Origin of the sequence: uncultured Limnohabitans sp. (genome assembly GCF_937889215.1) — a bacterium.
In the GTDB taxonomy this organism is placed as follows: Bacteria; Pseudomonadota; Gammaproteobacteria; order Burkholderiales; family Burkholderiaceae_C; genus Limnohabitans_A.
In genome coordinates, this window is record NZ_CALBEX010000383.1 from 1 (window position 1) to 5,454 (window position 5,454).

The window sequence follows — 5,454 nt, forward strand, 5'->3', positions numbered from 1 at the left end:
CTTGCTGGATGCAAGCTACGCTTTGGTAGTGTCATCTGTTATGAGAAGCTCAATAGTATGACTTTAGCCCCGACGTTGACCACGAACATTGATCTTTTCGCGACCAGGGGCCCACGCCGTAGCCCCGAGTTTTCGCATGTAAGTTGAAACACCCAAGCTGTTGTGGCTGTTCGAGAAGATGGTGCGCCTTCGTGTTTGCGAAGGGTCCATGGTCTTGGATGACATGAAGGGCAGCAGCAACCCCGGACCTGCTCTACCTGACCCATTTCTGCGGGCCAAGCTCAGGTTCTCTTCCAAGGCGCGGCGCTGACGACGGTAAGTCGGCACCGGCAGCTGGCCCTTTTCACCCCATTTTTCTCCAGGAAACCCACACCATGATCCATCCTATTTGGCCCAAGGCCACCGCTCTCGCCACGACTGGCGTGATGGCGGCCGTCTTCAGCACCCACGCAGCCGCAGCCACTTCGGAATTGCTCAAACCCGACGACTTTGTGGGCATCTCGTTTTGGTTGATTTCCATGGCCTTGGTGGCCTCGACCGTGTTTTTCTTCCTTGAACGTGACCGCGTGTCGGCCAAGTGGAAAACATCCTTGACCGTGTCTGGACTGGTCACTTTGGTAGCTGCTGTTCATTACTTTTACATGCGCGATGTTTGGGTCTCCACCGGGGACACCCCCACGGTCTTTCGCTACATCGACTGGTTGATCACCGTGCCACTGCTCATGATCGAGTTTTTCTTGATCTTGTCGGCGGTCACCAAAGTCCCTGCAGGCGTTTTCTGGCGTCTCATGATTGGCACCTTGGTCATGCTGGTGGGCGGCTACGTGGGCGAAGCAGGTTACATGGCGGCGTTGCCAGCATTCGTCATCGGTATGGTTGGCTGGGCTTACATCCTCTATGAAATCTTCATGGGGCAAGCAAGCAAGATCAACGCCGAAAAAGCGCCCCAGTCTGTTCAATCTGCTTTCAAAACCATGCGTTTGATCGTGACCTTCGGTTGGGCCATTTATCCCATAGGTTACTTCTTCGGTTACCTCACCGGCAGCAGCCCGACTGAAAGCGTCAACGCACTGAACATCATTTACAACTTGGCCGATGTTCTGAACAAGATCGCCTTTGGTCTGATCATCTGGACGGTGGCTGTGCAAGAGACAGAAAGCCAGGCCAAGAAATAAGCCTGCACGCGAAGACTCATTTCCTCCGGCCGCGCGCCGGGGGAAATTCGCCGTCGAACAACTGGTGTTCGGTGACTTGTCGACTTAAATAAGGAGTCATCCGATGTCTTTCACAGACCACGTTCAACCGCCTGCCACACACCAACACGTTAATCAGGGCTTGATCCAAGTCGAAACACGCATGCGTCAGGCGCTTCACTTGGACCGACCCATCAACCCACTGGGGCCAGCAGATGTCACCCGCGTGGCGGCCTACCATTTGGAATCAGGCGGGCAACGGGTACGGGCACGCTTGGCCTTGGCAGCAGCACAAGCCTTGGGCTTGTCAGAAAACGATGCCGTGTGCATCGCAGCGTGCGCCGAGTTGCTGCACAACGCCTCGTTGATCCACGATGACATCCAAGACCAAGACCCCATGCGTCGTGGCCAGCCCGCTGTTTGGTCCCAGTACGGCACCAACATGGCGATCTGCAGCGGAGACCATATTTTGTCAGCCGCTTATGGGGTGTTGTCCACCTTTTCACAGCCGCTTCTGTTACCTGCCCTGTTAACGCTGGTGCACGAGCGCACCAGCACCGCCATTGACGGGCAATGCGCCGACCTGAGCCTGCAGCCAGACCAGCCCGATGCGATGGTCCGTTACATCCAAATCGCCAAAGCCAAATCGGGGGCTTTGTTGAGTTTGCCCTTGGAAATGGTGCTGCTCACCACGGGGCAAACCGAAGGCTTGTCCTTGGCGCGACATGCCTGCGAAAACTTCGCTGTCAGCTACCAAATTTTTGACGACTTGCAAGACGCCTTGGCCGACAGCGCCTCGGATGCGAGCCGCATGGGCCAGCCCAAATGCCTGAACATCGTTTTGATTTTGACGCACCTGCACAGCTACAGCGGTGCCGACACCGCCAGAGCGTCAGAAGCGGCGGCGATTGATTTAGGCCTTCAACACCTCGCGTTATGCGATGCGACCGCTGGGCACATGCCTTGCGCTTCAGGCGCGCAGCTATTGGCTTTGTCGGCACAGCTTCGTGGGCTGTTCGGCGCGTTTTCAAAGCCTGCGGTGGGTGCGTGAAGGCGTTGGTGATTGGCGCTGGGTTTGGCGGCATGGCCGCTGCGCTGCGCTTGCGGGCCAAAGGCTACGAGGTGACGGTGCTGGACCGTTGCCCGCAGATCGGCGGTCGCGCCCAAGTGTTTGAGCGGCAAGGGTTTCGCCACGATGCCGGGCCGACCGTGATCACAGCGCCGTTTTTGTTCGACGAATTGTTTGCACTGTTCGGGGAGAAGTTTTCAGACCACGTCACCTTGGTGCCCATGAAACCTTGGTACCGGTTTGTTTTTCCAGATGGCGATCATTTTGACTATGGCGGCACGCTGGAAGAAACCCTGGCCGAGATCGCACGCATCGAGCCCAAGGACTGTGACGGTTACCTGCGCCTGCTGCGCCAGTCCAAGCGCATTTACGACGTGGGTTTTACCCAACTCGCAGCGGTGCCTTTCCACCGCTTGACAACCATGCTCAAGCAAATTCCCAGCTTGCTCGGTCTGCGCACTGACCGAACCGTTTGGCAACTGGTCTCGCGCCACTTGCGCCACCCGAAGCTGCGCCAAGCGTTTTCGATTCAGCCCTTGTTGGTCGGCGGCAATCCGTTTGACACCACCAGCATTTACGGCTTGATCCATTACCTAGAGCGCGCCTATGGCGTGCACTTTGCGATGGGTGGCACGGGTGCCATCACCCTGGCCTTGGGCGACTTGATGACGCGCCAAGGCATTGACATCCAGCTGGAACAAACCGTGCAGTCGTTGACCATCAAAAAAGAGGGTGCAAAAGGTGTGGTGACCGGTGTTGTGATGGCCGATGGGCGCACGCTGAGCGCCGATGTGGTGGTCTCCGACGCCGATCCGGCGCACCTGTACGGCCACATGGTCAAGCCCTCCGATCAGCATGTCGCCACGCGTTTGAAGCTGAAAACCGCCGAGTTTTCGATGGGCCTGTTTGTGCTGTACTTTGGCACCACGCGGACCTACCCCGAGGTGGCGCACCACACGATTTGGATGGGCGAGCGCTACCGCGAGTTGTTGGCCGATATCTTCGAGCACAAGTCCTTGCCAGAAGATTTTTCGCTCTACCTGCACCGCCCTACAGCGACCGACCCGAGTTTTGCGCCGCCCGGCTGTGACAGCTTTTACGTCTTGTGCCCTGTGCCCAATTTGCTAGGCCAACAAGATTGGGCCAGCAGCGGCCCCGCTTTGCGCCAGCGCATCATCGCAGCGCTCAGCCGGACCCTTTTGCCCGACTTGGAAGCGACGATCACGGCAGATTTTTTCATGACGCCGAAAGATTTTGAACACGATTATTTGAGCCAACATGGCGCAGGCTTTTCGGTGTCGCCCTTGTTTCGGCAGTCGGCTTGGTTTCGCTTTCACAACCAAGCCGAAGGGCTGAAAAACCTGTATTTGGTCGGTGCAGGCACTCACCCAGGCGCTGGGGTGCCCGGCGTGTTGTGTTCGGCCAAAGTGATGGATGCGCTGGTCCCAAATGCGGCTTCGGGCGCAGTTTCGGCATGAACAGACCACTCGCCTTTGATAACGACGGCCTCGCCGCCAAAGCCAATGCCCCCAGCGCAGACAGCGTGCTGGCCGCCAAAGGCCGCAGCTTCCATTGGGCCCGCCACGGGCTGAGCGCAGTGCACGCAGCGCGGGCCACGCGTTTGTACCGCCTGTGCCGGCACATCGATGACTTGGCCGATGAGAGCCCCTCCAGAGCTTGGGCCCAGCAAGCCTTGTCTGAAGTGGCGGCATCGATCCGAGCGGACCAATCGGATGACCCCATCCTCCAAGATGGTTTGACCCTGATGCGCGAGTGCGACATGGATCCTGCTGTTTTTTTGGATTTGATCGCCGGGGTTCAGTCCGACCTGCAGCCGGTGCGCATGCCCGATTTGGATGCGTTGCTTCGCTACTGCTACCAAGTTGCGGGCACGGTGGGTTTGATGATGTGCAAGGTGCTGGACACCGATGCACGCGCTGCTTTCCCCCACGCCATTGACTTGGGGATGGCCATGCAGCTGACCAACATTTGCCGCGACATCGCCGCAGACGCCAAGCTCGATCGGCGCTACCTGCCAGCCAGCATGGTGGGCCACTTGTCGCCCGCGCAGTTGCTGCGCCCAACTGCCGCCGAGTCTGTGGCTTTGCAGGCCTGCGTGGCACGTTTGCTCGATTGCGCAGACACCTATTACCAGAGTGGTGAGCTTGGCTTGTCGTATTTGCCTGTGCGTGCGCGTGCGGGCATGTTGGTGGCCGCACGCGTTTACCGCGCCATCGGCACACAGCTCAGGGCGCAGGATGGTGCGGCCGGGTCAACACGGGCGATGGTGTCACCAAGGCGCAAAGCGGCGATCACTGCGCAGGCTTTGGCCGCCGCGCCTTTCAGCCGCTTTTTTTGGCAAGCGCCAATGCGGCACGATGCGCGCTTGCACCTGGCCTTGTCACGTTCACCCGCGTGCAGCGCGGTCTCTTTTGTGCGCTATGCCGCGTGATGTGGACCTGCTGATTTTGGGTGGCGGCTGCGCCGGTTTGAGCTTGGCGATGCAGCTGGCCCAGCACGGCCACCGCGCCCCTTCCACCTTGATTTTGGAGCAGCGGGCATGCTACGTGAACGACCGCACTTGGTGTTTTTGGGGCGATGACACCACCCCATTTGCAGAGCAGGCAGCGCACCAATGGGCCGCATTCCAAGTGGTCGATGCCGGCGAGACACGACGCTTGGCTTGCGCTGACACGCCCTACCGCATGCTCACAGCCGAACAGTTTTACCGCTCGGCGTTGGCGGCGCTGGCCCCCGTGCCACAGATGCGCCTGCACATGGCGAGCCCCGTTACGGCTGAGCCGTGGTACCGCGCAGGGCGCTGGCATGTGGAAACACCCGACGGCCCTTGTTCAGCGCGCAGTTTGGTTGACACCCGCGCACAGCGCCCTCTTGCGCCCAGTGATGCCTTGATGTGGCAATCGTTCACGGGGCTTGAAATCGAATGCGCGCAGAGCGTCTTTGAGCCCAGCTGCGTTGAGTTGATGAACTTCTCAGGGGCCACGCCACAGCGTGTGGGCTTCACCTATGTGCTGCCTTTGTCCGCAACACGCGCCTTGGTGGAGTTCACCGTTTTTGCCGAGATGCCGTTCACACCAGAGGACTTGGAAATGGATTTACACAGCGCCATAGCGCAGCGTGTCCATGGCGCGGCGTACACGGTGCACCGATCGGAGCACGGCATCTTGCCCA

Annotated in this window: 5 protein-coding genes; all 5 read left to right on the forward strand. The window is 59.1% G+C overall.

Translation table 11 applies throughout. The annotated features are described in order from the left end of the window. Positions 1-425: 425 nt before the first annotated feature. The gene (locus Q0341_RS09670; protein ID WP_366522763.1) at positions 426-1,175 is read left to right on the forward strand and encodes a bacteriorhodopsin-like; all 750 of its coding nucleotides are present in this window, start codon (positions 426-428) and stop codon (positions 1,173-1,175) included. A gap of 103 nt (positions 1,176-1,278) precedes the next feature. After that, positions 1,279-2,244, forward strand: coding sequence for a polyprenyl synthetase family protein (locus Q0341_RS09675; protein ID WP_299512594.1), 966 nt, complete (start codon positions 1,279-1,281; stop codon positions 2,242-2,244). Continuing rightward, complete coding sequence (crtI, locus tag Q0341_RS09680; RefSeq protein WP_299512595.1) at positions 2,241-3,740, forward strand: phytoene desaturase family protein; 1,500 nt, start codon at positions 2,241-2,243, stop codon at positions 3,738-3,740. The genes Q0341_RS09675 and crtI overlap by 4 nt, the downstream gene beginning before the upstream one ends. Next, positions 3,737-4,714, forward strand: coding sequence for a phytoene/squalene synthase family protein (locus Q0341_RS09685; protein WP_299512597.1), 978 nt, complete (start codon positions 3,737-3,739; stop codon positions 4,712-4,714). Before crtI ends, Q0341_RS09685 begins: the two co-directional genes overlap by 4 nt. A 1-nt stretch (position 4,715) precedes the next feature. After that, positions 4,716-5,454: lycopene cyclase family protein (locus tag Q0341_RS09690; protein WP_299512599.1), on the forward strand; the 739-nt coding region annotated here is incomplete at its 3' end.

Coding starts and splice junctions, on each gene's coding strand:
- Q0341_RS09670 (WP_366522763.1), top strand. CDS start 426: ATGGCGGCCGTCTTCAGCACCCACGCAGCCGCAGCCACTTCGGAATTG.
- Q0341_RS09685 (WP_299512597.1), top strand. CDS start 3,737: ATGAACAGACCACTCGCCTTTGATAACGACGGCCTCGCCGCCAAAGCC.
- Q0341_RS09675 (WP_299512594.1), top strand. CDS start 1,279: ATGTCTTTCACAGACCACGTTCAACCGCCTGCCACACACCAACACGTT.